Annotated in this window: 17 protein-coding genes and 1 tRNA gene; 9 read left to right on the top strand and 9 right to left on the bottom strand. The window is 57.0% G+C overall.

Going from position 1 to position 26,686, the window contains the following annotated elements; genetic code table 11:
• Positions 1-22: 22 nt before the first annotated feature.
• Together GRI91_RS09170 and GRI91_RS09165 are read right to left on the bottom strand one after the other, a co-directional pair.
• Positions 23-1,198, bottom strand: coding sequence for an amino acid aminotransferase (locus GRI91_RS09170; protein ID WP_160736335.1), 1,176 nt, complete (start codon positions 1,196-1,198; stop codon positions 23-25).
• Between the two features lie 74 nt (positions 1,199-1,272).
• Positions 1,273-2,067 (bottom strand): DUF1134 domain-containing protein, encoded by a 795-nt coding sequence (locus GRI91_RS09165; protein ID WP_237437760.1) that lies wholly within the window; start codon positions 2,065-2,067, stop codon positions 1,273-1,275.
• A 243-nt stretch (positions 2,068-2,310) separates the two neighbouring features.
• Here GRI91_RS09165 and GRI91_RS09160 point away from each other — a divergent pair.
• The 3 genes from GRI91_RS09160 (at position 2,311) to GRI91_RS09150 (ending at position 5,823) form a co-directional block, all read left to right on the top strand.
• Positions 2,311-2,401, top strand: a tRNA-Ser gene (locus GRI91_RS09160).
• Positions 2,402-2,588: 187 nt separating this feature from the next.
• Positions 2,589-3,014, top strand: a complete 426-nt coding sequence (locus GRI91_RS09155) for a hypothetical protein (RefSeq protein WP_160736334.1) — start codon at positions 2,589-2,591, stop codon at positions 3,012-3,014.
• 625 nt (positions 3,015-3,639) lie between these two features.
• Positions 3,640-5,823 carry a TonB-dependent siderophore receptor gene (locus tag GRI91_RS09150; protein WP_160736333.1) on the top strand — a complete coding sequence of 728 codons (2,184 nt, stop codon included), beginning with the start codon at positions 3,640-3,642 and terminating at the stop codon, positions 5,821-5,823.
• A gap of 61 nt (positions 5,824-5,884) precedes the next feature.
• Here GRI91_RS09150 and GRI91_RS09145 read toward each other — a convergent pair whose 3' ends face one another.
• Positions 5,885-6,379, bottom strand: a complete 495-nt coding sequence (locus tag GRI91_RS09145) for a hypothetical protein (protein WP_160736332.1) — start codon at positions 6,377-6,379, stop codon at positions 5,885-5,887.
• 374 nt (positions 6,380-6,753) lie between these two features.
• Between GRI91_RS09145 and GRI91_RS09140 the strand changes: the two genes are divergently transcribed.
• From GRI91_RS09140 to GRI91_RS09130, 3 genes are all read left to right on the top strand, one after another.
• Complete coding sequence (locus GRI91_RS09140; RefSeq protein WP_160736331.1) at positions 6,754-7,329, top strand: hypothetical protein; 576 nt, start codon at positions 6,754-6,756, stop codon at positions 7,327-7,329.
• Positions 7,326-8,855 carry a PepSY-associated TM helix domain-containing protein gene (locus GRI91_RS09135; protein ID WP_160736330.1) on the top strand — a complete coding sequence of 510 codons (1,530 nt, stop codon included), beginning with the start codon at positions 7,326-7,328 and terminating at the stop codon, positions 8,853-8,855. Before GRI91_RS09140 ends, GRI91_RS09135 begins: the two co-directional genes overlap by 4 nt.
• Before the next feature lie 232 nt (positions 8,856-9,087).
• A complete protein-coding gene (locus GRI91_RS09130) occupies positions 9,088-9,957 on the top strand; it encodes an AraC family transcriptional regulator (protein WP_160736329.1) in 870 nt (289 codons plus the stop codon).
• A 258-nt stretch (positions 9,958-10,215) separates the two neighbouring features.
• Here GRI91_RS09130 and GRI91_RS09125 read toward each other — a convergent pair whose 3' ends face one another.
• From GRI91_RS09125 to GRI91_RS09115, 3 genes are all read right to left on the bottom strand, one after another.
• Positions 10,216-11,763: a tetratricopeptide repeat protein gene (locus GRI91_RS09125; protein WP_160736328.1), complete on the bottom strand. Its 1,548-nt coding sequence runs from the start codon at positions 11,761-11,763 to the stop codon at positions 10,216-10,218.
• Between the two features lie 195 nt (positions 11,764-11,958).
• Positions 11,959-13,359 (bottom strand): class II fumarate hydratase, encoded by a 1,401-nt coding sequence (fumC, locus tag GRI91_RS09120; RefSeq protein ID WP_160736327.1) that lies wholly within the window; start codon positions 13,357-13,359, stop codon positions 11,959-11,961.
• A gap of 57 nt (positions 13,360-13,416) precedes the next feature.
• The gene (locus GRI91_RS09115) at positions 13,417-14,148 is read right to left on the bottom strand and encodes an Nmad3 family putative nucleotide modification protein (protein WP_160736326.1); all 732 of its coding nucleotides are present in this window, start codon (positions 14,146-14,148) and stop codon (positions 13,417-13,419) included.
• A gap of 147 nt (positions 14,149-14,295) precedes the next feature.
• Between GRI91_RS09115 and putA the strand changes: the two genes are divergently transcribed.
• Genes putA through GRI91_RS09100 form a run of 3 tightly spaced genes read left to right on the top strand, consistent with a single transcriptional unit; the run spans position 14,296 to position 18,685 of the window.
• Positions 14,296-17,403, top strand: coding sequence for a bifunctional proline dehydrogenase/L-glutamate gamma-semialdehyde dehydrogenase PutA (putA, locus tag GRI91_RS09110; RefSeq protein ID WP_160736325.1), 3,108 nt, complete (start codon positions 14,296-14,298; stop codon positions 17,401-17,403).
• 59 nt (positions 17,404-17,462) lie between these two features.
• The gene (gene dcd / locus GRI91_RS09105) at positions 17,463-18,017 is read left to right on the top strand and encodes a dCTP deaminase (RefSeq protein ID WP_160736324.1); all 555 of its coding nucleotides are present in this window, start codon (positions 17,463-17,465) and stop codon (positions 18,015-18,017) included.
• 35 nt (positions 18,018-18,052) lie between these two features.
• Entirely contained in the window at positions 18,053-18,685 is a 633-nt protein-coding gene (locus GRI91_RS09100) for a nuclear transport factor 2 family protein (RefSeq protein WP_160736323.1), read from the top strand.
• A 45-nt stretch (positions 18,686-18,730) separates the two neighbouring features.
• On the opposite strand, the gene GRI91_RS09095 is transcribed toward GRI91_RS09100, so the two are convergent.
• The 3 genes from GRI91_RS09095 to GRI91_RS09085 all read right to left on the bottom strand — a co-directional run bounded on the left by GRI91_RS09095 (position 18,731) and on the right by GRI91_RS09085 (position 26,627).
• Positions 18,731-20,902 carry a TonB-dependent receptor gene (locus tag GRI91_RS09095; protein WP_160736322.1) on the bottom strand — a complete coding sequence of 724 codons (2,172 nt, stop codon included), beginning with the start codon at positions 20,900-20,902 and terminating at the stop codon, positions 18,731-18,733.
• Between the two features lie 182 nt (positions 20,903-21,084).
• Complete coding sequence (gene phoA, locus GRI91_RS09090) at positions 21,085-22,506, bottom strand: alkaline phosphatase (protein ID WP_160736321.1); 1,422 nt, start codon at positions 22,504-22,506, stop codon at positions 21,085-21,087.
• A 206-nt stretch (positions 22,507-22,712) separates the two neighbouring features.
• Entirely contained in the window at positions 22,713-26,627 is a 3,915-nt protein-coding gene (locus GRI91_RS09085) for a cadherin domain-containing protein (protein ID WP_160736320.1), read from the bottom strand.
• Positions 26,628-26,686 lie beyond the last annotated feature (59 nt).

The following is a 26,686-nucleotide window of genomic DNA, read 5'->3' as shown; positions in this document are numbered from 1 at the left end:
AGGAAGCGGCCCTCTCTCCCACTCAGGCAGTTACATCGGCCAATGCACCGATGAACTTATCTATATTGCCCATGGTCAGTCCGGCGACATTGATGCGTCCGGAGCCAGCCATGTAAATGGCGTGGTCGGACCGCAGGGCCTGGATCTGATCCTTGGTCAAAGGCAACATGGAAAACAGGCCATTTTGATGGCCCAAAGGCGTTAGATCGAGCGATCCGGCAGTGCCGGCCTCTGCCAGACGATCACGAACGGCGCGCATACGTTCACGCATACGGTCCAGCTCAGCCTGCCAATTCTGGGTCAGCTCGCTGTCGCGCAATACGAAACGAACAGCCGCCGCGCCATGATCAGGCGGCATGGACCAGCTCGACCGGGCCAGTGCGTGGCCGTTGGACAGAATGGCATCCAGCTGCCCGCCATCTTGCGCGTAAACATACAGCGCACCGACACGGTCACGATAAAGACCGAAATTCTTGTCACAGCTATAGGCAATCAGCGCTTCATCGACTTTGCCGATCACGGCGCGCAGACCATAGGCATCTTCTTCCATGCCGCGACCAAGGCCCTGATAGGCCAGATCGACAATCGGCATGACCGGACTGTCCGCCAGTATCGCGGCGATCTCGTCCCACTGATCCGGCGTATAATCGATCCCTGTGGGGTTGTGGCAGCAGCCATGGAGCAGGACAGCGTCACCTTCCCGGCCCTCTGCCAGCGCCTTTTTCAGCGCATCCAGATCTGCCGTTCCCGCTTGCGTGGCATGGGTGAAGGAGACGACCTCAAGGCCGATATCCTTCAGAATCTGGCCGTGGTTCGGCCAGCTGGGATTGCCCATGATGATGCGGTTGATGCCAGATTTACCGGCCAGCGCCGCAGCCAGCCGCACAGCGCCGGTGCCGCCGGGTGTCTGCATGCCTTCAATACGGCCATTGCGCGTCGGATTTTCGCCGAAAATATACGGCATCAGCGCATGGACAAACCCCATGTCACCTTCCGGGCCGAGATAGGCTTTGGAATCCTGTTCAGCGACCAGCTTGTGCTCCGCCGCCTTGATCGATTCGAAAACCGGCGTCGCGCCGTCATTGGTCCGATATACACCGACCCCCAGATCAATCTTATCCGCACGCTCATCATCATTATACAATTTGATGAGCGCGAGCAGGGCGTCGGGCGGCTGTTGGTCGAGTCTGTCAAGCATGAAGCGGCTATTGCCGGGCAAGTGCGCCGCTATCAAGCATGAAATTTCACATTCCCATTATAAAAACGTCAGGATCAGAAAGGCAGCCATTTCTGCTTCTTGGAAAATTTCATATAGCCTGCATTGACGCCCAGCCTCAGCCCCGCGCCCATACGTATCGGGATCAATACCTTATCGCCCTTGCGCAGATAGCTGACATTGAATCCTCCGATCAGATAGGCCTGCCCCTCACCAGCCGGAAAGCGCGTGTAAAGATCCTCTGTGTCATAGAGATTATAGACCAGGATGAAGGTGTTGCCGGCATTGGCGCCCGCGTCGAAACCGATAGAAGGTCCCGTCCAATATACCGGGCGCTCGCCCTCCACCTTGTGGAAGAGCGTGCCTGAACCATAGCGCAGACCGACGATGAAGGCACCGCCGCCTTCCCGTCCGACAATATAGCCATTGGGCTCGCCCTGCTTGCTCAGCAAATCTTCGATTACCCGCGCGAGACCCTCGGCCCCTTTCCCGAACAGCCCCTCGGCGGCACCGATCAGATCATCCTCTTTATAGGTGTCGCCCGTGGACGCGTTGCTGTTGGCATTACTGGCCGCCGCAGATGGATTGGCGATGGGCGCCTGTGCCGGCGCCTCCTGCGTCTGGTATTCAGGCGCCGCCGGGACCTCTTCCGGATAGGAATAAGGATAGGACTCAGGAGACTGGCTAGGAGCAGGCTGCGAATCCGGTGCCGACAGATCACCATCGATGGCAGCATCAGGATTCACGGATTGGACAGATTGCGCCATCGCTGGTGCTGCACCAAGCAGCATGGCCATGGGCAACAAGATGGCAGCCGCATGACGGCGGCAGCTGGTTATAAGATCAAACATGTGGCGCGCGTCCATCCCTCCAAGCCGAATATATACAAGCATGACATGACGGCATCATGCCTGAAGCAACAATGAACACGCGGCAAGGGGATTCCCTTTTACGGTCAAGCGAGCCGCGATGCTGCGCGCAATTTCCCGCGGATACGCCTTAATTTCACTTAAGCAGCCGAGTTTTCCACTCCGCCACTTGCGGCATCCCCAACCCCTCGTTATAGCGCGCCTTCACATCGCCGAGAGCGATGCGGAGACGTGGGTGAGTGGCTGAAACCAGTTCCCTGCTAAGGAACCGTACTCTATCCGGGTACCGAGGGTTCGAATCCCTCCGTCTCCGCCATTCTTCATTGAAGTTTTCATATTTTCTGAAAAAATTCAGCTCCCCTTCCGCTCCAACGAAATTTCGCTTGCAGGGCTTAACAAGACTTTTCGATCGGATGGTTCCCAAGGCTCCCTGCCGCCGAATTGAAATCCGGCCTCGGAACTGGATTTGCGACTACGCAAATCACAAGCTGTCGAAAACGCAAATGAGATATATATCATTAGCAATAATTACATTGTTTTTCAGTTTGCTACCTGGCTGCAAGAACAAAAGTCTAATTCAAGATGAACTCAACAGAAAATCTATAGCTGGGTGCTACAAAAATAATAAAATGCCCTCTATATACATTGGAAGAAACCAAATATACTTCGATGGAAAATTGGTTGCAAAAGAATATTTTTACGATTTTGACGGAAGGACGGCAAACAAGATAATTTCGATAAATCCTCGAGTTTATTTACATGAAGGCCGTTCCAGATATAGTTTTGAGGAAGTGTCAGGTTTCCCGGCAGAATATTCCGCTATTTTTGGGTTTGTAAAAGATGGAGAGCAAGGGCACCAGATACGCTTGAACTTTATTGGCGGCCGCAACCCGATCTACCAAAAAACAGCGGATGAAGGCTGTGGCTGAGGGAGAGATCGAGATTTCTCGCACCACTGCCAAGCACTCCCTCGGCACGCCATCGACCACGTTGAGCATGCGGAACCGTCTGTCGCACACGATTTGGTCGTCAACGAAGTCGAGGCTCCATCCCCACTTCCGGATCGACAATCAGCGAGCTTTTGTGGCTTTAGGCGAAAATCGCTGCTTGGCCTGTTTTGATTCGAGAGGCTACTCTGGTCCTGTTTTTCGGACAGTCGTCCCGCTCAACTCCGGGCGGCGTTCGATATGGCATCCGAGACGAGAAAATTCGCTCCGGCTTTCCGAACTGTCGAACAGATCATCCCCGTCCTTGCTCACGGATTTTTGGCGGAATCGCGAAATCGATTGGCTGATCTGACAAGCGCCAGATCGCAGCCCACGCTGTACCACCCCTTCAATGTTAATGCGATGCATTCGCACTTATTGAAAAGGGGTTTCAATGCTCGGGGTAATAGGTTTCGTCGGCAGTCGTTCTGATCGGTTGCGAGATCGTCGCGGCAGACGCAAGCGGGCCATCGCCAGAGGGGCGGGATCCCTCATTGCTTGCGCGATCATCACAGCAAATAGCGCCGCCCAGGCGCAGTCGGACGATCGACCGGATGACCAACGACGCGTGTCTCGCCACGAGGATCGGAACACGATCAGGGACGTCGCCGAAATCATCGTCACCGGCGTTCAGGAAGGTCAGGTCACCGAAGACTTCGGCTCCTATACCACGCGCTCAACCGGCGCGGCGCTCGGCCTGCCACTCAGGCCACGAGAAATTCCGCAGGCGGTTACAGTCATCACCAGCCAGATTATGGAGGACCAGAGCCTTACAAATCTTGATTCCGTGCTGCAAAGCGCGCCTGGCGTGACACGCAATTATATTGATTCCGAGCGCGTCAGATACTCCTCACGCGGCTTTGGCGTCGACAACATCATGTATGACGGCGTGGTGAGCTCGCTCGACAACGGCATCGGTTTCATCGACACCGCGCTTTACGATCGCGTCGAGATCGTGAGGGGCGCGACCGGCCTTCTCACGGGCTCTGGCAATCCATCGGCATCGATCAATCTGATCCGCAAGCGGCCAAAAAATGCGTTCGCCATCGGCGCGTCCGCGCTGGCAGGATCGTGGGAAAACTATCGCGGCTCGCTCGACCTTTCGGCACCGCTTACGGGCAGCGGGAAAATTCGTGCGCGTGTCATTGGCGTCTATCAGGATCAGGAATCCTATCTTGATTTCTACCAGCCGAATAAGGCCATTGGCTATGGCGTGGTCGAGGCTGATCTGACCGATCATACGATCCTGACCGCTGGGGTCGAATATCAGGATAGTCAGCCAGAGGGATCGTCCTGGGGCGCCGCTCCGCTTTTCTACAGCGACGGCTCGCTGACGACGGATCTACGCCGTTCCGCAAACCTGTCGCCGCCTTGGACCTATTTTGACGTGGAATCCCTGACAGCGTTCCTCAACCTGTCTCACGATTTTGCCAATGGCTGGAAGTTCAAGAGCGCGCTGACCCATTCGAAGCTGGACTCCGACGCGGAACTCTTTGCGCTGACGGGTGTCGATCCCACCAATCCCCGCCGAAATATCGGCTTCTATCCCGACCGGCAGACTGGTTTTTCCAGCGTCCCGGTGATGGCGGCCGGTACGAAGTTCAGCAGCAAGACGAAGCAGGACACGGTGGACTTGCAAACCAACGGTCCGATCGAACTGTTCGGCAGGGAGCACCAACTGATCGTCGGCGCCACGCTCTCGTGGATGAAACGGAATTCTCCGGGATCTCGCCTCGCGACCAACCTGTATTTTCCTTTCTCGACGACGCCTGCGCCATCACTCGACCAGGTGGATGAGATCCCTCGCCTGGACTTCGAGAACAACTCGCTGCCATGGTCCAAGGAGTCACAGGTCAAGACCAGGAAATACGGACTCTATGCCGCGGCTCGTCTGTCGCCCACGGAGGACCTGAAGGTCATTCTCGGTGGCCGCTTCAATCGCTATGAGCTGGATGAGGACGAGGTCGGGTCCGACAGTCTCCGGTATCGGCAGAACAGGTTCACCCCCTATGCTGGCACAACCTATGACATAACCAAGAATTTCACGCTGTTCGCGAGCTATACCGAGATATTCAAGCCGCAGACAGATCGGCGCGACCGCAACGGCAACATTCTGGAACCGACCAAAGGCAATAGCCGGGAAGTCGGCATCAAAGGCGAATTCTTCCGTGGCGACCTCAACCTCTCCTTGACCCTGTTCGACACGCGGCTGGACAAATTAGCGCAGGAGGATGTCGGGTTCTTCGACCCGAACAATCCGCTCAGCAGCGCTTATATCGCGGTCGACGGGACCAAGACCAGAGGATTCGAGCTGGAAGCAGCTGGGGAAATTCTTCCCAACTGGAATGTCTCAGGCGGCTTCACCTGGCTTAAAAGCGAAGCACCCGACGGCGAACGTCTTAATGCACAGGAACCTCGCAGGACGCTCAAATTCTTCACGAGCTATCGCCTGCCGGGAGCATTGGATGGACTGACAATTGGTGGCGGCATCCACTGGCAAAGCAATATCGAATTCAGGGGAATCAACCGGCCGGATGGCGCGGGCGGGATATTGAAGGACCAGACAGTCGTGCAAGGAAGCTACGCGCTGGTCAATGCCCTCGCTCGCTATGCGTTTAATGAAAGTCTGTCTGCTTCGGTGAACGTCAATAACCTGTTCGACAAGCGTTATTGGATGCGAGCCGGTTTCTATGACACAGCCGCCGTGGGCGCACCGCGAAACGCCATGTTTACCATACGCCTCCGTTACTAAGGGTGCCACTGGAGTCTTGTACAGCGGGTTCCGACCTCATGAGGTCGGAACCCACCGCAAGTCAGGTGCGATCAATCTCCGGATGGATGGCGGGTCGAAGACCTGGCGCCGCACCGGTCATAGGGCTTATTCCTGGGCTGGGCATTTCGCGGGCGTAGTCCAGTGCGGCGGAAATGGTTCGGTGAAAGAGGAAGATGTCGGCCGCAGAGAGCGCAGAAGCCGAGGTATCGAGCAGCAAACCCAGCGATGGTGGAAGCTTGAGCGGCCAGCGTTTCGCACCCAGCAGCGATGCGGAACGCTGCCGCTGACGACGGCCGAGTTCGCCGAGCAGGACGATCTCACCCGAAGAGACGAAGGGTGAGCCGATGCCGTGAAGACGCGCCGCGGGCAACAGCCGTGGCAAAAGGGCGACGACAGCCGCTAGCGCGGAAACGCCTTCTTCTTCAATACCGGCACAGCGCAGCAGCCCCTCGCCCGAGGATGGTCCCGGCGCAGGCGCAGCCAATAAGCGCATGGCCTTGATGATCAAACGCTCATGATAATGGCGCGCCTTCATGCTCGTTGGCTTGGCGTACATCACAGTAGCCGGGCTGAAATACGGATTGAAAAATGTCGGCTCATTTCAGTGTGTCCTGTTGGTCGGCGAATGGCTTCGTCGGCACGCAACTCAGTCGCATTGAAAAACTAAGGTATGGAAAACTAAGGCAGATCCCTTCTTTGAGCATTGGCCTTGCCAGCCATTTTCTTTTGCGATTCTGCCAATCTGGGCGGCTCTCAGGCCCCATCGCTATCGGTTAAACAGAGTCACTGCGGGGTCTGGCGATATCTCGAAACTCTTTGGCGGGATCGCGCAACGCGTTCGCCATGGAACCGCCCTATTGCCCTTGCTGCAATCAATTCGCGTTTGCAAAACAAGAGGGCGGGGTTTCCTTGAACGAACAGATAGCGGGAGTGCTCGGGATAGCGGTCTGTCTCGCGTCGGTTCTGATGCTGCGGAGAGCATGGCGAGATGCAGGACTGCGGCGCAAGCTATGGGCGGCAGGCGGATGGCTGGTGCTGATCCCAGCCAGTATTCTTATTGCCCTATGGTGGGGGGTGGTCGTGGGCCTTGCTGTAATGCTGCTGACTTTCAGCCTCTGTGCGATGACGGTGGTAAAAGTTGGTGAGGAGCGCCGGCCCGCTCGCCCGGCGAAGTCGCGCATCAGGGAAGAAATGGGCCTTGATCCCGATGAGCGACGCCGTTCACGCTGGCGAGGCTGGGCGAGAGGCGCGGCGGCGATACTTCTCACCGCGATCACCGCCAACGCCATCGGCGCAGCAGCGGCTGGCATCGCGCCGGGTGCCCAGTCCGACCGCTTCGCAACGGGCGTTGTCATCGTGCCGCTGCTTTGGGCATGTCTTATCATCTGGATGCTGAGTGACCGCGTGATGCTGCGCCCCGTCCTCAGCATGACCGCCGCATCCGCCATCGCGGGTGCCGTTATTGCCTGGACCTTGCTGTCATGACTGATCCCCTCCGCCCCGCAATGCGCAAGCCGCTGTTTTCCAAAGGCTGGGTCAGCGCCGTGCTGGCGGGGCATTCCGCGCTAGGCCTCGCGTTCAGCGCGGCGATTTATCTTATTTGCCTGACGGGAAGCGTCGTGGTGTTCGTCGAGGAGCTGGAGCGCTGGGAGCAGCCCACGGCTCCCAAGGTGGTCTCTGTTTCCCCTGAAGTGATTGATGAGGGACTGGCCGCTCTCCGCGAGATGGGGCCGAAGGATGCAGTGCGATCGGTTTCAGCGACGCTTCCATCGGCCGCCAATCCGCATTTCGTGCTCTCCGCCCGAAGTGGTGACCGGCTGAACAGCGGGAGTTGGTTTGCCGATACATCGGGCCAGCCTGTGATGAAGGTGCGGCACGATGTCAGCGACTTTCTGGTGGGGCTGCATATCAATCTTCATCTCCCCTATGGCATCGGCACGGTGATCGTAGGGCTGGCAGGGATGGCTCTGCTGGCGCTGGTCATTTCCGGCATTCTTGCTCATCCGCGCATCATCAAAGACGCGTTTCGGCTCCGCAGCGGTGGCTCTGCACGCCTGAGTCAGGCCGACCTCCACAACCGCATCGGGACCTGGGGCTTGCCCTTTCACCTCATTATGGCGTTCACCGCCGCTTTCCTCGGCGTTTTCCTCATCGCCTTGGGTAGTGTCGCTGCGACCACCTATCAGGGGGACATGACCAAGGCCTTTTCCGACCTTACCGGACCTTCCGCCCGAGGGGCGGCTGACGCGCCGCGGACCGATCCGGTTCCGCCGAGCGCGTCGTTCATCGCCGCAGCGACCGAAGGCGTCCCCGGCTTCACGGTCCAATCGGTCTCCATTCAGCAGCCGGGCGCAAAGGAGCAGCGGATCGGGATCGGCCTGCATGATCCGCGTGGTCTCCCTCTCAGAGAAAGCGTCTTATACGATAGCAAGGGCAACAAGGTCTTCGGTTCCGACGTCGCCAAGCGGTCGTTCGCCCAGCAGGTGATATTCGCGATCCAGCCGCTCCACTTTGGCTGGTTTGGCGGGGGCTTCGTCAAGCTTGCCTATGGTCTTCTCGGCCTGTCGATGTGCAGCATAACAGCCACCGGAATCCAGATCTGGTTGACCCGTCGACGCGACAAGGGGCGCCCTGCGCCAATCATGGAGCGCTTGTGGGCGGCCACTATCTGGGGGCAACCGCTGGCGCTCACGCTGGCAGCGATCCCTTCGCTTGCAACGGACGCCGAGGGCGCGCCGCTGCTTGGGTGGGCAACAGGCACAATAGCGGCCTATGCCTTGGCCTGTGTGCCCTTCATGCAGGCGCGTCTGGCAGCGTGGCTGCGTGCTGCGACGGCCGTAGCGCTGGCAGGACTGGCATTGCTCCATGCTGCGATTGGTGCCGCGGGCGGACTTTCCGCTGTCGATCCGATGAGCTGGGCGGTCGATGCCGCGCTGCTCCTGACCGCGTTCTTTGTCGCCCGACCGATGCTCAAATTCCGGCGTGCTACCGTCGAAGCTCCCTCTCTCTGATGCACATAGCTCGCTTCACAATCCGGATTTCGCAAAGGAGGGTGCCGGGTGAACGCCCTGTTCCCGCACGATTGTTCCCCGTCGTGGTATTGAAGACGCGTAACCGAACGATTGTTCCCCTGTCAGATTGAGCAATCCCGCCAAATGATGTCGCAATCCCGCCATAATATTGATAACGATTCGCAATTTCGCGGCCTTTCTGGCAGATGAAAGGGCACTCTTGTGGATCACAATGATGCAAAACAACGATTATGATGATTTTGAACCGGCGGAGATTCCCAGGCCAGTTTCGGCGGTGGGAATGGAGCTTTTCACCAAAGGTTTAGAGCAAACTCGGCATCAGCATCGCGAGGCGCAACTCATCCTGGCGGTCCGTGGCCTCATCACATGTGAGGTGGCACACGGTTTATGGATGGTGCCGCGGCAGTGCGCATTGTGGATCCCCGGCGACACGGAGCATAGCGTATGCTGCGTCGGTGACCTTGAAGTCTACACGCTCTTCATCGACCCCGAACTTGCTCGTAACCTGCCTGAAGAATGCAGTACCTTCTCGACCACACCGCTGCTTCACGAGCTGCTGATCGCCGTGACCAGACTACCGCCGCTGTATGATGTCGAAGGCGCTGACGGCCGTCTCATTCAGACCATGCTCGACCAGCTTGAGCGCGCGCCCATGGGCAGTCTCCACCTGCCGATGCCGGCGGACCCACGATTGAGAACTATCGCCAAGGCCCTGTCATCAGATCCCGCCAATCGCACGACCATAGGGGAATGGGCGCGGATCGTCGCCATGAGCGAGCGCAGTCTGTTCAGGCTCATCATGAGCCAGACCGGCATGAATTTTGGGCGGTGGCGCCAGCAGTTCCAGGTGATGTTCGCGATCGAACGTCTGACTGAAGGCGCATCGGTCCAGACCGTCTCGTTCGATCTGGGCTATGAAAGTGCGAGCACTTTCATCACGATGTTTAAGAAAGTCATGGGACAACCACCGGGGCAGTTCCTGGCCAGCCGACGATGTGCTGCATCTGCGGCAAAGGCGGAACAAAGCAAGCCCAAAGTCATAACCACGATGAAGGAGGCTCAGCAGGCACTGAGGCTGTGATCGCGATGCGGCTTGCTGAGCCAGTTAGATTCCAGCACGCCAAGAATGTCGTCTGGCCGATATCCTCAAGCGCTTTATTCTGGAATACGCATCCCGATCGCCCGATGTGGCGCCTGCTAAACCACTCATCGCCTCATCCTCTCCCAAGCCAGAGCTTTTTTGCCTTTGTTCTTGATATGTCAAATTGAGGCATTCACTGTTTAGAAGACTATGCCGAAGGTCACGGTCGCATCATGCCAATTCGCCGAAGCTTAAATGCTAGGAATCATCCCCCTCGGGAGGGGTATATTCTATGACTGGAGCACTTGGCACATAGCGTTCATATTCTATCAATTGCCGGGCTGCGGCCGCCATTTCACCGCCATGGGGATTATAGGCAACAGGCGCCAGATATCCCCGCGCTTCATCCTTGAGCCCCTTTTCGAGCATCAATTGCCCGACAGTCATCCGCAAACCGAGATCGAATGGCGCCAACGATACCGCCCGTCTGATTCCCTGCACCGCCACCTCAGACGGGGCCTCCCCTTGCTCGACATAGAGGCGATAATAATAAATCAGGGGGACCGGGTGATCGTTTTCCAGCCGGTTGAGCGCGACGATGGTTTTGCGCGCTTCTGTATATGTGGCTGCAGCGTCCGTTTCTTCGTCTGCCTTGGCAAACAGCGCATAGATCTTGCGCGCATAGCCTTCCGGATTCGTGCCGTCCTGTTCGATGGCCTTGTTTGCAGCAGCGAGAGCCTTATCAATATGGCCAGAATCCAGTTCAGCCTCGGACAGCTCCGCCAAAACGGCGCTGTCATCTGGATATTCTGCGGCCACTTCTCGTGCATCGGCCACTGCCTCTTGCGCGATTTCCTCATTAACGCCGCGCTTGGAAACGATGCGCGTCGGCATGATCGCCGCTTCACCCTCGCGCAATTCCCGTATCGTTATCTCACCAATCTTCAGCGTACCGGGTTTCAGCTGAAAGCTGAGAATCCGCCGGCGCATCAAATAGTCCGACAGCTCATCTTCCAGCTGCTCCAGATCGCCGAAAACTTCCTGTCCTGCCTCAAGTGACGCTGTTCCCTGGGCAACCCGCAGCATATATTCCCGCAACTGGCCGCTGCGTTCCTTGCTGAAAGTGAGATAATGATACAGCAGCCAGCTGCGGCCATAAAACGAGTCATAGTTTCGCCCGCGATTGGCTTCATAAAGGCTGCTATCCAGCAATTCCTCAATCGGCACTTTCGGCAGGGAGAGCAGTTCATAAGCGCGGTGCATCGGCGCACGGCCAACGTTGATAGTCCCGTCTGGTTCAAACGATGCGGCAGCCCAGAATTCTGCGGCCCCTTCACTCAACCATTCCACTGGTGGCGCGGTTGATGCCGCAGTCAAAAAGTGATGCGTATATTCGTGGAGCAAAACCGCCATGGACTGGCTGATTTTTCTGCCACTGACGATTCCATGAGGGACAATCGCCAGAGAGCCTTCTGCTCTGGGCAGGTAGAAGCCGCTGACATAGCGATTATCGCCGCCATACAGTTTCCGCACCTTTCTGCGATTATCGACCTGATAGATGGTCAGCCTGTTGGAGGGGCTCGGCGTGTCAGGCTCCGTCGAAAGCAGAAATTTCAGCGCTGCGTGAAAGTGCTCAAGACTTTCCGCAAACCGGCGCAAATTGCCTTCGCTTTCATTCGCGTAAATGACGAAGTGCTCGCTCGATGCCTCCCGCCATTTGGCTTGTGCCGGTTGCCCAACCCCGCAGACGGCCAAGACCATAGCACACAGCGCACCAGCGATGCGGAAACCAAAGTAACGACGCAAAATTCAATCCCCTTTGCACCAGCTCTCCAAATAAGAGCTCCAAAAGCAAGAGCTTTATGTGCGCCATTCTATTAGTTTATTGATATTTCGGGTGAATTACAGGAATGGATATTTGGAGTAGCAGCTCCTCTGTCTCGCTCCTCCCAAATCGCCACTTGGCCTGAGCACCGTATCTGTTTCTCCGATAAAAACTAATCAGGTTGATGGGGTCGGACCGGTCATTTTTTCTGGCCGGACGATCCGGTCATAATCGGCCTCGCTCACCGCACCACTTGCTACGGCTTCTTCGCGCAAAGTCGTGCCGTTCTTATGCGCAGCCTTGGCGATGGCGGCGGCTTTGTCGTAACCGATACTGGGCGCAAGCGCTGTGACCAGCATCAGCGAATTTTCTACCAGCCGGGCAATATTGTCGCGGCGGGGTTCAAGTCCGGCGAGCAGATTGTCTGTGAAACTTGCCGCCACATCACCCATCAATCGGATCGACTGCAGCATGTTATAGGCCATGACCGGGCGGTAGACGTTCAGTTCGAACTGCCCCTGACTCGCCGCAAAGCCGAGCGTGGCCTGATTGCCGAATATCTGCGCACAGACCTGTGTCACGGCTTCGCATTGCGTGGGGTTTACCTTGCCCGGCATGATTGATGATCCGGGCTCATTCTCCGGCAGGGAAAGTTCGCCCAGCCCGGAACGAGGGCCGGAACCGAGATAGCGAATATCATTGGCGATCTTGAACAGGCTGGCGGCCAGCGTGTTGATGGCGCCGTGCGAAAACAACAGCGCATCCTGCCCGGCCAGCGCTTCGAACTTATTGGGCGCCGTGGTGAAGGGATAGCCAGTCTGACCGGCGATTTCTTCGGCGAATTTCACATCAAAACCTTCTTGGGAATTAAGCCCGGTGCCAACCGCCGTGCCCCCTTGCGCCAATTGCTCAATACCCGGCAAAGTAAGGCGCAAGCGCTCGATTCCTGCTTTGACCTGCTGTGCATAGCCGGAGAATTCCTGCCCCAGCGTCAGCGGCGTCGCATCCTGTGTGTGGGTCCGACCGATCTTGACGATGGCCGCCCAGTCATGGGCTTTGCTCTCCAGCATATCTCCCATTTTCGTTAATTTGGGTATCAGCTCCTCGCGGATTGCCAGCACTGCGGCAATATGGATCGCGGTCGGGAATGTATCATTCGATGACTGGCTCATATTCACGTGATCATTGGGATGAACCGGTGTTTTGGTTCCCAGCTCCCCGCCCAGCAATTGATTGGCGCGATTGGAGAGCACTTCGTTCATATTCATATTGCTCTGCGTGCCCGATCCGGTCTGCCATATGACGAGCGGAAAATGATCGTTCCACTTATCCGCCAGCACTTCATCCGCAGCGGCCACGATGACATCGGCGCGTTCCGCATCCAGCAAACCCAAGGCCTGATTGGTGTGGGCTGCGGCGCGCTTCACACGCGCCAGCGCATGGACCAGTCCAGTGGGCATATGCTCCACACCAATGCGGAAATTCTGCAGTGACCGCTGCGTCTGGGCGCCCCACAGCCGGTCCGCCGGAACGGCGATTTCGCCCATCGTGTCACGTTCAATCCTGCTACCGGTCATGCTGATCCTCCGATGTATCAATCATGGAATAAGCGTCAGGGTGCAGGCGAAGTTCCGCTATTCCGCATCAATGGCGGCAATCACATTCTCCAGCCATTCACGTGCCTGGCGCCCGCGCCCGATCCGGCTGACAAATTCCTGCCCCCGCGCCACACTTTTGAGCCGCGATCCGGGCAGCCAGCGATCCTCCCGGTCATGATAGGATAAATTCGCGCGTTTCAGCCAGCGTGGTTTGTTCCACAGGCTGGGCGGCCCCTCCTCCACCGTCAGGCGCAAGGCCGGATGGGCCGTTCGCGCCTCCCTTCCCGGCCCGCGATAGATCGTGTCATTGGTGATTTGCCCCGCCATCACATGCGGGTGCTTCAGTGCGCGCAATTCAGACCATTGCCGATCATCCGCGCGGCGCAGATCAAGGATTGTCTCAACCCGCAAATATCCAAAAATCCGGTGATGCGGTTTTTCCTGTTCCGCTTTGAAAAGGCCGAAGAACAAAAAGACGTCGCCGACTGCAACCCCTTGATTCGCAAGGTGAGTCTGCGCCGCGCCGCATTGGCCCAACAACGCTTCACCGCAACTCAGGAACATCGGGTCGTGATGACATCCATTATTCCGCCCAATTTTGCCTTTGCTTGCACGGTTCGCTTGAACCCCCAAACCAAGATCTTCATAGGTTGTCTCAGGAGGTCCCGAAGACGGGATTGGCAGGCTGACCGGTCTGCCCGAAATGATCGGTGAAGGACCACCTCCTGAAGAAGTGTCGAAACCTTTCCGGCTGAACACGCATTGCATAGCATATGTGAGTGCCCTTCCTCAGGGAAACGGGCAAGATCTTTGAAATGGGCCAGCGCTTATTTCGCCAGTTTGATATCGGAGGACTGATTGCAAGTGAAACCAGCATCTTGGGCCACCAGCCAGCCGCAGACAGAGGATAATCGGATGATCGATCGTAGCAACCTGCGCGCGGCCTATCGGCTCGAGGAAGAGGAATGCGTTAATAAGAGGCTGGACCAGGCCGCCCCTATTTCCGACCTCCACCCGACGTCCTCCGCCATTGCCAGCAAGCTGATTGAGGGTGCCCGCAAACATAAGGCGAATGGTCTGGATGCGTTTCTGCATTCTTACGGACTGGCAACCGAGGAAGGTATCGCGCTGATGTGTCTGGCCGAAGCGCTGCTGCGCGTGCCGGATGAAACCACCGCCAATGCGCTGATCCATGACAAGATCGGTAAGCTCGACTGGGGCGAGCATTTGGGCACCAGCAGCTCCACCTTCGTGAATGCCGCCACATTCTCGCTCATGCTGACAGGTGAAGTGCTGCGCGGCGGTGAAAGCAAGGAAGCGGGCCTGAGCCATGCACTGGGCCGTGCGGTAGGCCGACTGGGCGACCCGGTTATCCGCCGCGCAACCCTGCAGGCGATGCGCATCCTGGGCGGGCAATTCGTTTTCGGCCGCACGATCGATGAAGCGATTCAGCGCGGCAAGCCGGAAGTGAAGAAGGGGCTGACCCATTCTTACGACATGCTCGGCGAAGCTGCGATGACGTTCGAGGATGCGGAGCGTTATCGCCAGTCCTATAAGAGCGCGATTGCGAGGCTGAAGCAAGAATCCGGCAAGGGGATCGTGAAATCTCCTGGCATCTCGGTCAAACTGTCCGCGCTTTATCCGAAATATGACTATCTGCATCAGGAAGAGGCAGTCGCCAAACTGGTGCCGGTCGTGCGTGAACTGGCCTTGGATGCGCGTGACGCAGACATTCATTTCACGATTGATGCCGAAGAAGCTGAACGGCTTGAGCCATCGCTGGACGTGATCGAAATTCTCGCTGCGGATGACGAATTGTTCCGCGGCGGATGGGAAGGCTTCGGGATGGCCATTCAGGCCTATCAGAAGCGCGCCGCGCCGTGGTGCGAATGGGTCGCTTCCCTTGCACGCCGCTATAACCGCAAATTCATGATCCGCCTGGTGAAGGGCGCCTATTGGGATACGGAGATCAAGCATACCCAGGTCGGCGGGCATGATGATTACCCCGTATTTACGCGGAAAGTTTCCACCGACGTTTCCTTTCTCGCCTGTGCGCAGAAATTGCTGGCGGCCAGCGATGTGATCTATCCCGCTTTCGCCACGCATAACGCCTATACTGTGGGTGCGATCAAGGCGATGGCCGGCAAGAAGAAGTTCGAGTTTCAGCGCCTGCACGGCATGGGCGAGGATGTTTATGCCGCATTGGCGCAGCATGAAAAGAGCGCCGGCGAGCAGGTCACGCCCGTCCGGCTCTATGCCCCCGTCGGCGGGCATAAGGATTTGCTGGCCTATCTCGTCCGGCGTCTGCTGGAAAATGGCGCCAACAGCTCCTTCGTCAACCGCATGGCCGATGCCGAAGTGCCGGTTTCGGATCTGGTCACCAATCCCATTGAGGAACTTGAGCAGCTCCATCCCAAACGCAATCCTTCCATCCCGCTGCCGGTGAATATCTTCCCCGGCCGCGTAAACAGCATGGGCGTTGATCTGGCCGATCCGGTCGTCCGCCGCCCGATGCTGGACCGGTTGCAGGAACTGAACGAACAAGTCTGGGCAGCAGCCCCGACCGTGCTGGCTGGGAGCGGCGGACCAGTGCGTGAAATACGCTCCCCCTTTGACCGAAGTCAGGTTGTCGGCACCGTGCTGGAAGCGGCCCCCGAAGATGTCGATCTTGCCTATAAAAGGGCCAAGGAAGCGCAGCCGCGCTGGGATGCGCTCGGCGGCCTCGCCCGGGCCGATCTGCTGGATCGTACCGCGGATCTGTTTGAGGAGAACATGGCGGAGTTTATCTCCATCTGTCACCGTGAAGCGGGCAAAAACATCATCGACGGCGTGCTGGAAGTGCGCGAAGCCGTCGACTTCCTGCGCTTTTACGCCAGCGAAGCCCGCATGCTGTTCGCAGCGCCCCTGCCGCTTCCCGGCCCGACAGGCGAGGAAAACCGGCTCGGCCTGTATGGGCGCGGTATCTTTGCCTCGATCTCACCGTGGAACTTCCCACTCGCGATTTTCACCGGCACGATGGCCGCGCCGCTTGCCGCCGGGAATACGGTGCTTGCGAAACCGGCTGCGCAAACACCGCTGGTCGCCGCACTCGCTACCCGGCTCTGTCATGAAGCAGGCATTCCCAATGATGTCCTGCAATTGCTGCCCGGTGGCGGCGATGTCGGAGGAAGGATGACCTCCGATGAACGCGTGTCGGGCGTGGTCTTTACCGGCTCGGTCGGTACGGCGCGCGCTATCAACCGCAGCCTGGCCGATCGTGATGCGCCGATTGCGACGCTGATTGCCGAAACAGGCGGGCAGAATGCCATGATCGTCGATTCATCCGCTCTGCCAGAGCAGGTAACCCGCGACGTGGTGGCCTCCAGCTTCCAAAGTGCAGGTCAGCGCTGTTCCGCCCTGCGGGTGCTTTACCTGCAGAACGAAGTGGCCGACACCATGCTCGACATGATCAAGGGTGCGTTTGAAGCACTGGTGATCGGGGACCCGCGCGATATGTCGACGGATGTCGGTCCGGTGATTGATGAAGATGCGCGCGAGAAGCTGGAGGCCCATGTCGCCGATATGCAGGCCAAGGGCTTCAAGGTGCATCGCCGCGAATTGCCCGAAGGTCTGGAAAATGGAACCTTCGTCGCCCCGACCATCATCGAACTGGATTCGATTCATGATCTGGATGGCGAGAATTTCGGCCCAATCCTGCATATCGTCCGGTTTGATATCAACGAGCTGGAAGAGGTGATCGAGGATATCAATTCTACCGGCTTCGGTCTGACCATGGGCCTCCACAGCCGGATCGATGCCACCCGCCGCCGGGTGGAAGCGCATGTCAAAGTTGGGAATTTCTACGTCAATCGCAATCAGATTGGCGCAGTGGTTGAAAGCCAGCCCTTTGGCGGTGAGGGCCTGTCCGGCACCGGCCCCAAGGCTGGTGGCCCGAACTATCTGGCCCGCTTTGCCACCGAACGGGTGACGACTATCGACACCACTGCGGCAGGCGGAAATGCCAGCCTGATGGCTGAGGGATAATATCGGGATAATTCACCCCGCCTCTTGAACAAAGCATCGCCATCCGCAATCCCATGCGGATGGCGATTCTCAGCGATAAATGGATCAGGGACAAAGCCCTGAACAACAAAATGATCGAACCCTTCGTAGAAGGGCAGAAACGCGATGGCTGTATCAGCTATGGCCTTTCATCCTATGGCTATGACGCGCGCGTGGCGGAAGATTTCAAGATCTTCACCAATGTCGATAATGCGATCGTCGATCCGAAGGATTTCGCCGCAAACAGCTTTGTTGATCGCAGCACCGATTGCTGCATCATTCCCCCCAACAGCTTCGCTCTCGCACGCACGGTGGAATATTTCCGCGTGCCGGAAGATGTGCTGGTGATCTGCCTCGGCAAATCGACCTATGCCCGCTGCGGCATCATTGTGAATGTGACCCCGCTCGAGCCAGGCTGGGAAGGTCACGTCACGCTGGAATTTTCCAACACCACCCCCTTGCCCGCAAAGATCTACGCCAATGAGGGCGCCTGTCAGTTTCTGTTCCTGCAGGGTAACGAGCCGTGCGAGACGACCTATGCCGACCGGGCCGGCAAATATATGGGGCAACGCGGCGTCACTCTTCCCAAGCTGTAAGACAGCGCTGACGCTGCGCCGATATGGAGAGAAGCATGAGCGGTGAGAATAAGTCTGAGATAGCAGAATTGCGCGCGGAGCTGGCGGCTTTACGCGAAGAGCAAAACCGCCTGGCCCAGCGCGTGCAGCAAGGCGATGACTACCGCGACCTGATCAACCTGCAATGCGCCTATGGCTATTATGTTGATAAGGGCCTGTGGGACGACGCAGCCGATCTGTTTGCCGAAAATGGCACGCTGGAGATCGCCGGACGCGGTGTCTATGTCGGGCGCGAACGGGCGCGGGCCTATCTCAAATGCCTGCCTGAATATGGCCATGGCGTGATTTTCAACCATATGCAGCTGCAGCCGGTTATCCATATCGATAGCGAGGCGGGAACCGCAAAGGCGCGCTGGCGCACCTTCATCACCATCGGCTGGCTCGGCAAGGAAGGCCGCTGGGGTGAGGCTACCTATGAAAACGAATATGTGCGCGAAGATGGCAAATGGCGGATCGCCAAGCTGCACGGCGTAATCAATTTTTACGCCGAATATGAAAAGGGCTGGCACAAGGGCGGCGTGCCCCTGCTGCGTTCGATTGACGGCCTCGAACCCGACCTGCCGCCGAGCTTCGATTATGAGGCCTATCCTGAACCGGTCATCACCCCATTCCATTATAACGAACCCTGACACCCGTCAGGGCGCCAGGGTTCGTCATCGGGGGGCTGTTGAAGCTTAGAAGCTTGTTCGGAGGCTAATCTTGAAATTACGCCCCGGCAGCGGGGTGTATTCCTTGGTGAAGCTGGTGGCACGGCGGCCTTCGCTGTCGAAGATATTATCCGCCTGAACCATCAGCGTGATGTTCTTATTGCCTTTCCAAGGCTGCCACGCTGCGGACAGGTTGACGAAAGTGAACTCGTCAGTCGGCGTTTCATGTTCGGCAACGTCGTCCTGCTTGCCATACCATTCCACTTCCGCCCGCAGATTTACCGCATCCATCTGCGCTTCCACGGCGCCCAGCAGGCTGACCGGCGGAATGCGCGGGACCGGGCTGCCATCGGCCAATTCTGCATGGGTGTAGTCACCCCGGAAATCGGCCAGCAGCGTCAGATCATCGGATTTGTAGAAGGGGAAGGACACTTCGCCTTCCACCCCGAAGTGATCCGCATCATCCTGCAGGAACTGATGCACTTCCAACCCGTCTTCTTCGCCGCCCGTTTCGGCCAGATAGATGAAATCGTCGAACCAGTTTTTATAAACCGACACACCAATTTTCACATCGCCGACATTGCCGCGAACATAGCCCTCCAGGCCCAATGCCTTTTCAGTGCTCAGGTCGGCATCGCCGATTTCATATTGCTGGGTCGCCACATGCGGACCATCGGCAAACAGTTCCTGAGCCGAAGGGGCGCGTTCCGATCGGCTGAAATTGACACCTGCCCGCAAATATTCGGTCAGGCCATAGGACAGGCCGAGCGCACCCGAGAAGCTGTCAAAATCGCGCGATATATCCTGATCGCTGAGATCAATATCCTGATGCTCATACCGTGCGCCGATCTGGACATTGACGGGGCTCAGATCCACCTCTTGCAGAGCGAACACCGCATATTGGTCGGTCAGGTTTTCAGGAATGAAGGCTTCTTCGCCTGTCGCCGAGAAATCCTGATGGTAATATTGCGCACCGAAGGAGCCGCTCCAATTATCGCGCCGCGACTGGACGAATTCCATCCGCGCTTCAACACCGCTGACATCGAAAACCGTGCCGGTTTCGTCGCCTTCAAATTCTGTATGGGTGTAGTCACTATAGCCGACACGGGTGCGAATTTCGTCGATGAAACCATCGCCCGTATCCAGCACCCCGGCCAGATCGACACGATATTTCTTCATGCCAATAGTGACATCGCCTTCCTCTTCATGATCGTGGTCGTGATCATCGTCGGCGCCTTCTTCATGATCGTGATCATGGTCTTCGTCATGACCTTCCTCTTCATGTTCATGCACATGGCCGATGCCCGGCAGACTGGGAACGCCGTATTTCGTGTCATAATAACCAAAGGAAACACCGAGGCTGCTCTCACCAGAGAAGAAGGAAACGCCCGTGCCCAGGCTGTATGTTTCGGTTGCGCTGTTGGGCAGCTTATCCTTGATGGACGCTGCTTCCTGCATTTCCTCGGCTTCGTGATCGTGCCCTTCCTCGATCTCTTCCGCGGCGGAGGCCAGCAATTCCTGCCGCAAAGCGTCTGATGCTGCATAGCCCGGAATCTCAAGATCATTCGTCTTGCGATAGGAACCGTCGACATGGAAAGCGACCTGCTTCCCAACCGGAACATCAACCGATGCGCCCACTTCGCGAAGGTCTGAGACCGTATCGAAAGCGGTCATCGTGTCGATATGGATCGGCTCATCCGGAACGGCTGGCGGAATGCGCTTGTCATGAATGTTCACCGCACCACCAATGGCCTGACTGCCATAAAGCAACACCGCAGGGCCGCGCAGCACTTCCACCCGGTCCACCAAGAGCGGATCAACAGTTACGGCATGGTCGGAAGATGCAGAGGATGCATCAATCGTTCCGAGACCATCGTTGAGGATGCGAACGCGTTCACCAGAAAAACCGCGCAGGATCGGGCGCGAGGCACCGGGCGCAAAACCGCTGGCGGAAACACCGGGCAATTTGACGAGCACGTCGCCGATCTGCCCCGCCTGGTTACGCTGCAATTCCATACCGCTGACGACGGAAGTCCCGGCGAGGAGGTCCAAACGATCGAGGCCCGGTGCCTTCACCACAATATCGCCGTGAAAATCATCATCACTCTGTACCGGCTTGGGCGCCTCCTCCTGCGCCATGGCGGAGGTGGCAGGAATCAGTGCGGCACAGGCGAGCAGAATTGCACGCGTTTTAAACATAGGGGACCCTCAATCGTTGGTTGATTTGTTATAACCTCACACTGAGATAGTATAACATTACCGTTTCTGTCGAGCGTTTTTTGCAACTGCGGCATCATCTCCCTTGCATGACCTACGCGAAAGGGCCGGGAATGCGCTGCCCGGCCCTTTTTAGATGTGTTGTGGCGCGGTGCGCCGACGAATTATTTCAGCTTCAGCGCATCGCGGATGGTGTAGAACATGTCCGTCTGATCCGTCAGTCCGGCAAAATTGGCTGCGCGAGGGCCATAGGCGGCAACGCGCAATTGGGTACCGGTATGCCCCATGGACCCTTCTTCGGAATTGCCATAGCTGACCGTCATGATTGCATCATCCTTGGTCAGCAGGCTCTCGGTCAGGCCGGGTGCTTTCGCAGTGTTGTAAACGATCTGGCTGCTATGGGCGTGATCCGCGGTGACGATGACCAGCGTGTGCCCATCCTGCCGTGCGAAAGCCAGCGCGACCTGCACCGCTTCGTCCAGATCAACCGTTTCGCCAATCTGGCCGCAGGGATTGGCGGCATGATCCTGCTTGTCGATCGATGCGCCTTCCACCTGCAGGAAGAAACCTTTCGGATTATCCTGCAGCAGGCTGATCGCTTTTTGCGTCATATCGGCCAGCTGCGGGATGTTGGCTGTGCGCTCGGGGTTGGCTGCACAGCGCACCGGCGCCTTTTCCAGATTGCCGTGATGGCTGGCCCGCGGCCCGTTCCAGCGCACCGGCATATTGCCTTCAGAAAACACACCGATCAGCGGCGTATCCTGATTGGCCTGATCAACATCGCTGAGTTCCGCCGCACTACGAACAATGCGATAACCGCGCGCTGCGGCCTGTTCGGCCAGGGTCATGCCCTGCCATTCACCAGCTTTGGCAGTTTCGGCAAAGCTGGCCGCGCCGCCACCCAGAACCAGATCCGCCCGGCGATCGAGCAATTGTTCCGTTATCGACCCCAAACCGCCATTTTCCAATGCGTTGGATGGGCAGCGCTCAGACGTGACAGAAGGAGCATAGCATTTACGCTGGGTCACATGGGCCAGTTGCGCCGCAGGTGTGGCGTCCTGAATTTCTGCCGTTGAGACATCACCAGTGGCATAGCCTGCGCGTTTGGCCAGCGCGAGCAGGGATGGATGCGGCTGCCCATATATATCGACGCCAATCGCCCCATTATAGCTCTTCACCCCGGTGGACCAGGCCGTTGCCGATGCCGCGGAATCGGTCACATAGACTGGCTTGCCGGTTTCGCGATCCAGAGAATAATGGGTGTATTGGCCCGTCACCGGCAGAGCGTCGATCCCCTTGAAATAGCCACCTGCACCCTCTGCATAATTGCGCGCGATAGTGATTTCGGAATCGCCCATGCCATCGCCAATCAGCAGGATGACATTGCGCACCTCTCCATCGGAAATAAGGTCGCGATAGGTCGCAGTCATATCGCCATGAATCCGCCGCGCCCCTCCCGGCACACTCAATTCGCCCGTGGCATTGCGCGCCAGATCCGGTGCCTCGGCCTGCGTGACTGCCGGGACCGTGATTAAGGCCGCGATGGCGCAATGGAGCAAATACGAACAATGGCGGGTCGAGATCATGGAGGTGCCTTTTCAATTCACAAGTTGGCTAGCGCCAAATGCGCGCCTCTGCCCCAACTGTTACGATGGCATGACAATCGCGTCCTTCTCTATCGGACTGTTGAAATCCGCAGGCGGTGTAGTGCAGCTCTGCGTCCGTTTTCCCATACAAAAGGCCGGGCGCGCAAAGCGGCCCGGCCTCTGTGATGCCTGTTATTGAGAGTGACTTAACTGAATGAACCATCCGTGTTGGATGCGCCATCCATGACCTGTTCAGCCAGGGCCAATTCCGCACCGTCATCAGCATTGGGAATATCAACGGCGACATCCGGCTCAGCGTCATCAGCCATCTGAGTCATGGCCCCTTCAATACCATCAGCGAAGGCCGACAGGAGCACGGCATCCTGCGTGGGGCTGTCCAAATCGGCCGCACCATCATCGGACAGAGGCTCCGCTACAGGATCGAGGCTAACCGGCGAAGCTCCGGGATCGTACTCTTCCAGCAACAAATTAGCATTGCCATCGCTGTAACGATCATACGTTACACCATTGAGAATATAGCTTCCTTCCGAAGTGTACTCACTAAGGTTCAAGACTTCATCTGGAAATAAAGTCGTATCGGCACGGTACCGAACGATCATGAAGGTTTCCCCGTCAACCTTGAGATCGCTCGTCTGGAGGATGAAATCTGCACCGATATATGGTGAAATTCCATCACCGTCGTCCGTATTATCCATTTCAATTACTTCTATTGAAGTAATCCGAGCAGGGAGGAGGGTCGCCCCCGAAGCGCTGTAACTTAACAAGGCATTGAACCCATCAATGACGAGCGTGTCCAGACCATTGCCGCCATCAATCAAGGCGAAGCTATCGTCAGTTACACGGATGACATCATCGCCAGCCCCGCCATGGAGCACATCTGCGCCGCCGGCCCCGCTTAATACATCGTCGCCATTGCCGCCAACCAGCGTGTTCGCATTAGCATCTCCAGAAATATCAACTCCGGCCTGAACGCCTACCCCGCCCAGATCCGCACTGCCATAGATCACATAGGATGCGCCGCTGTTATTCCCGCCGACGCTCGATTCGGGCGCGCCGATCAGAACATCATCATAACCATCACCATTGATGTCACCGGCAGAAGAAACTGATTGGCCGAACAACCTGTCTGCATCAGCACCGGAAATGGCCAGTCCCTGATCCGGTGTCATGGACGCGACATCCAGAAGACGGCCTCCGCTCCCGTCGTCTTCACCAAAGCCATTGGCTCCGCCAAAAATGAGATAGGCATTGCCGGTAGCCGTGCCATTCTGACGCGCGCCGATGATTATGTCCGCATAGCCATCGCCATTTACGTCACCAGCCGAAGATACGGAAATGCCGAAATTATCTCCTGATGTGACACCCTGAATGGTGAAACCTTCAGCTTCGGAGATATTGTCAGAACTGCTTGGCAAGGAAGAACCGCTTTGTCCGAATAGAACAAAAGCACTGCCCACGGAGCCTCCGCTACCCCAGGCTCCGGTTACGATATCGGCAAAACCGTCGCCATTTACATCGCCCGCTGAAGAAACTCCTTCGCCCAAAAAGCTAGCAACAGCACCCGAAAACCCGAAGCCCTCGCTGTCGACATCCACCACTTCTGGAGATGAAGGATCACCATCTGAATAAGATTCACCGCCGAAGAGTATGTAGTTTTTTCCCGAGAAGCCCGACCCAGTCTCGGAAACGATAAAATCATCGTAGCCATCGCCGTTGAAATCACCGGCAGATGATACAGCCGTGCCTACTTCATTGCCTGACGAGTAATTTAATGTAAAACCATCGCTACCAGTCATAGTCTCAAGATTGCCTATTGAGACCATGTTTTCGGCACCGAGAACAAGATAGGCTGCGCCAGTGTTGCCATTCACGCCACGTGCGCCCAGCAGCAAATCGTCAAAGCCATCACCATTTACGTCGCCAGCAGAATGCACTGAATAACCGAGTTGATCACTTACAGCGGTAAGGTCGAAGCTGACCCCATCGGAGCCAAGTGACCCGACATCAACATCGGATGAACGGCTGCCCGAACCGAAAATTGCGAACGCGCGGCCAATCGCACCATTAGCATTATAAGCGCCAACAACTATATCGGCGAGGCCATCACCATTCAGATCACCAGCATCGGCTACGGACCAGCCAAGATAGCCCGCTTCTTCACTCCCATTAATGATGAAACCCTGATCAGACGTAAAATTGGTCAAATCAAGTGTCGCGGTTTCCGTCCCTGTCAAAGCACCGGACAATTGCGTTCCGCCGTAGATAACATAGACGGCACCGGCTTCATTACCGCCAGTTGTATTCGCATCTGAAAAACCGACAGCGTAATCGTCCACGCCATCGCCATTAACATCGCCCAGACCGCTGACCGAAAAACCCTGTTTCTGACCAGCCTCGAGACCCGTTGTACTATACCCCTGTTCGGCCGACATGTTAGCCGTAGAGATCGGTTCTGAGTTTGAATCAGTTACGGTAATGGCGACATCACGTTCGAAACTTGTGGAACCGTTGGAGATCGTGACTTTCACATCATAGACATTATCGCCGCCATCATCCGCCGGGTTTTCAAAGTCCGGCGCGGTGAGAAAAGACAATTCACCTGTCGTTGGGTCAATAATGAAATAATCCTGATCAACACCACCGGTGAGCGTGAAAGTTAGAGCAGCATCCTCCGGATCCGTCGCGGTAATAGTGGTGGCAAGAGTATTATTCTCTGCCATCGAATCGCTATAGGAATCTTCCACGACCGGTGGATTGTCCTCAACCGTCACCTCAATTTCCTGACTTACACTTTGTGTTCCGTCAGAAACCTGGACAGTGATCCTATAGACGTTGTCTGTGTCTGGATCGAGAGGATTTTCAAAGTCAGGCGCGCTGCTAAATGACAAGGCACCTGTATCTTCATTGATCGAGAATATACTGAGGTTTTCGCCGGCTATAATGCTGTAGCTCAGTGTGTCACCATCCTGATCCGTGGCGACCACATCACCAATCGCGGTCTCATTTTCGACAATTGTGAAAGCTGCGGCGCTGGTAATTTCCGGCGCATCATTTGCGTTGGAAACAGCAATCGCGATAGTTTGTTTGCTGGTATCGGTGCCATCCGTGGCCGCAACCCTGACCTCGTAAACGCCGTTCTCGCCGTCATCGAGGCGCGTTTCAAAGTCAGGCGCCTCCTTGAAGCTCAGCTCACCCGTGGCGGAATCGATTTCAAAAAAATCGCCATCAGCGCCGCCGTCAATCGAATAGGTCACCGTGTCACTATCAGCGTCCGTGGCCGCCACAGTCATCACCAATGTTTCATTCTCAACGATAGTGCCGGTGGCATCGCTGGTGAATTCAGGTGCTGCATTGGGCTGGGCCGGTTCTGTCACGGAAATCGTGACATCGCGATCGGTCGTGTCCTCGCCGTCGCTGGCAGTCACGGTAACTTTATATTTGTTATCACCGCTCGCATCGAATTGAGGCGCCGTCTTAAATGTCACGGCGCCTGTCTGTCCGTCAATGTCGAACAAATCAGCGTCGCTGCCCGACAGGGAGTAGCTCACCGTGTCGCCATCCGCATCAGTCGCCTTCGCCTGATAGGCTGCCGTCTTGCCTGCCTCGACCGAAGAAGAGGCTGCGCTGGTGAATACGGGCGCGGCATTGCCATCACCGCCATCACCACCATCGCCGCCATCGCCGCCATCGCCACCGCCGGAATCACCGCTATCATCATCATTTCCGGATGCGGCATCGGCGACGGCGACCCCAGCGATACCGACACCAGCCGCCCCCAACAGGCCGGTGCCGACGGTTAAACCGCCAACACCCGCCGCAGCCGCCTGAGCAACGGTTTGCATGGCCGCTTGCGTCACAAAAATCTGACCATTCTGAGCGACGAACTGGCCAGCTTGCAGCGTGACTGTCTGCCCGTTCGCCGTAACCACTTCCAACGAGCCGTTCGGCAAAGTCTGCCACGACGTCACATTTTCAACTCCGCTGAGAGCGACCGTAGCTTCCCCACCGGTCTGTGCGAAAGCCTGATCAGCCAAACCCAGGCCCAATGCGCCAGCCAGTGCCGTTGCGCCTTTTGCCGATCTTCTTTTCCAAATGCTCATGCTCGTTGCTCCTGTAGATCCCTAAATCACTGGCAACTTTGTTGAGCAAACCGCCCCTT

The sequence above is a fragment of the Altericroceibacterium endophyticum genome (assembly GCF_009827595.1).
Lineage (GTDB): Bacteria > Pseudomonadota > Alphaproteobacteria > Sphingomonadales > Sphingomonadaceae > Altericroceibacterium > Altericroceibacterium endophyticum.
This window is presented reverse-complemented; position numbering and strand designations above follow the sequence as displayed.

Coding starts and splice junctions, on each gene's coding strand:
- GRI91_RS09170 (WP_160736335.1), bottom strand. CDS start 1,198: ATGCTTGACAGACTCGACCAACAGCCGCCCGACGCCCTGCTCGCGCTC.
- GRI91_RS09165 (WP_237437760.1), bottom strand. CDS start 2,067: ATGTTTGATCTTATAACCAGCTGCCGCCGTCATGCGGCTGCCATCTTG.
- GRI91_RS09155 (WP_160736334.1), top strand. CDS start 2,589: ATGAGATATATATCATTAGCAATAATTACATTGTTTTTCAGTTTGCTA.
- GRI91_RS09145 (WP_160736332.1), bottom strand. CDS start 6,379: ATGAAGGCGCGCCATTATCATGAGCGTTTGATCATCAAGGCCATGCGC.
- GRI91_RS09135 (WP_160736330.1), top strand. CDS start 7,326: ATGACTGATCCCCTCCGCCCCGCAATGCGCAAGCCGCTGTTTTCCAAA.
- GRI91_RS09130 (WP_160736329.1), top strand. CDS start 9,088: ATGATGCAAAACAACGATTATGATGATTTTGAACCGGCGGAGATTCCC.
- fumC (WP_160736327.1), bottom strand. CDS start 13,359: ATGACCGGTAGCAGGATTGAACGTGACACGATGGGCGAAATCGCCGTT.
- GRI91_RS09115 (WP_160736326.1), bottom strand. CDS start 14,148: ATGCAATGCGTGTTCAGCCGGAAAGGTTTCGACACTTCTTCAGGAGGT.
- putA (WP_160736325.1), top strand. CDS start 14,296: ATGATCGATCGTAGCAACCTGCGCGCGGCCTATCGGCTCGAGGAAGAG.
- dcd (WP_160736324.1), top strand. CDS start 17,463: ATGGCGATTCTCAGCGATAAATGGATCAGGGACAAAGCCCTGAACAAC.
- GRI91_RS09100 (WP_160736323.1), top strand. CDS start 18,053: ATGAGCGGTGAGAATAAGTCTGAGATAGCAGAATTGCGCGCGGAGCTG.
- GRI91_RS09095 (WP_160736322.1), bottom strand. CDS start 20,902: ATGTTTAAAACGCGTGCAATTCTGCTCGCCTGTGCCGCACTGATTCCT.
- phoA (WP_160736321.1), bottom strand. CDS start 22,506: ATGATCTCGACCCGCCATTGTTCGTATTTGCTCCATTGCGCCATCGCG.
- GRI91_RS09085 (WP_160736320.1), bottom strand. CDS start 26,627: ATGAGCATTTGGAAAAGAAGATCGGCAAAAGGCGCAACGGCACTGGCT.